At 38.5% G+C, this 1,759-nt stretch carries 1 protein-coding gene; it reads right to left on the bottom strand.

All coding sequences use genetic code 11. The features are described 5' to 3' along the window. Positions 1 to 206 precede the first annotated feature (206 nt). The coding region (locus ACFVSH_RS26285; protein WP_387708747.1) for a PAS domain S-box protein at positions 207 to 1,759 on the bottom strand (1,553 nt) is incomplete at its 5' end.

The raw sequence follows: 1,759 nt of genomic DNA, 5'->3' as shown, positions 1-1,759 counted from the left end.
GTCTCAATACCGGATAAACCTGCCTCATTGGCCAAATAAACGCTTAATAGCGGTGTTAAACTTCCCACTGCAAAAAAAGAAAAAAGGTAAAATACCTTCAAGCTAATAATATTGACATACTTTTGTTTTTCCAAATCCCGTTCCCCCACGCAGATATCTTCTAAAAAGTTGATGATTTTTTTTTTCATTGCTTCCTATTAGACATTTTAAATAGGGAGCACGATATTAAAGACTGTTCCTTTATTGACTTCGCTCTCGACAAAGACATTTCCAGAATGGCTTTCTATGATTTTAAAGCTGATCATGAGACCTAACCCATTACCAGATTTTTTCGTGGTGAAAAATGGTTCTCCCAATCTCTTAAGCTGCTCTGGCGGCATCCCAATTCCTGTGTCGGTTATGGATATATGCACATTTTCCTCTTTAAGTTCAGTAATGACTTTTATGAAACCACCCTCAGGCATAGCTTCCATACCATTTTTAATGAAGTTTAATATGACCTGTTTTAACCGATTCTCATCACAACGAACGAGGATTTCTTCGTCATTACATTCCGAAATCAGCGTGATGTTCTTCTTCCTGGCTTCAAACTCCGTCAAAGATACAACGTTTTGAATGGTCGACACAAGATTCTTCGTTTCCAATATCAATGCCTGTGGTTTGGCCAATTGTAAGAACTCTTCAACTATCTCATTCACACGATTGATTTCATCCATGATTATTTCTAGATATTCTTGTTTATTTTCGTCCGTTTCATCCAGTTGCAAAAATTCCGTATACCCTTTCATGGAGGTCAGCGGATTCCTTATTTCATGTGCCACCCCAGCAGCAAGCTGTCCGACAGCGGCTAATTTATCCTGCCGATGGAGCATCTCTTCAGATTGTTTACGCTCAGTTATGTCATATCTCAGTGCCAAAAACTGAAATGGCTTTCCTTCTTCGCTAAAAAATGGAACAATTGTTGTATCGACCCAATAAAAACTGCCATCTTTCGCCTTGTTTCTAATTTCACCTTTCCAAACTTTCCGTTCATGGACGGTCTTCCACATTTGTTCAAAGAATTCCTTTGAATGGTATCCGGAATTAACCATTCTATGGGTCTGGCCTATCAATTCACCTTTGCCATAACCTGAAACCTCCGAGAACTTTTCATTCACTTCAATAATGACTCCTTTATCATCGGTTATCGCCACAATCAAAGATTGGTTGATTGCATAATGCATATCTTCTAGTTCCTTGATTGACCCCTTTAAAGCATTTTCTGCTTTTTTACGAGCGGAAATGTCCGAACGGATGGAAATATATTGATATGGTTTCCCCTTTTTCATGAACGGAACGATTGTTGTATCCACCCAATACACATTACCATCTTTAGCCCGATTGCATATTTCACCATGCCATGTTTTCCCTTGGCTGATCGTTTGCCATAAGTCAGTGAAAAATTCTTTTGCGTGATAACCAGAATTGATTATCGAATGATTTTTTCCAATTAGTTCATGTTTTTCATATTGTGATATTTCCAGGAATTTTTCGTTAACATATGTAATGATTCCTTTTGCATCCGTTATGGCGACGATTGCCGATTGATCTAAAGCATAACGGATATCACTCACAGTATTATCACTTTTTGCTAGCCGACGGCCCACGATCGTACTTGAAGCTATCAAGCTGGCAAGGATGAATATTGAAACGAAGCATGTAAGATAAAGCATAAGTGGAGTGAGTGGACCAAATTCACCCGTTTCATTTTTCACATTCA

The sequence above is a fragment of the Peribacillus sp. NPDC058002 genome, assembly GCF_042886655.1.
GTDB lineage: Bacteria > Bacillota > Bacilli > Bacillales > DSM-1321 > Peribacillus > Peribacillus aracenensis.
This window is presented reverse-complemented; position numbering and strand designations above follow the sequence as displayed.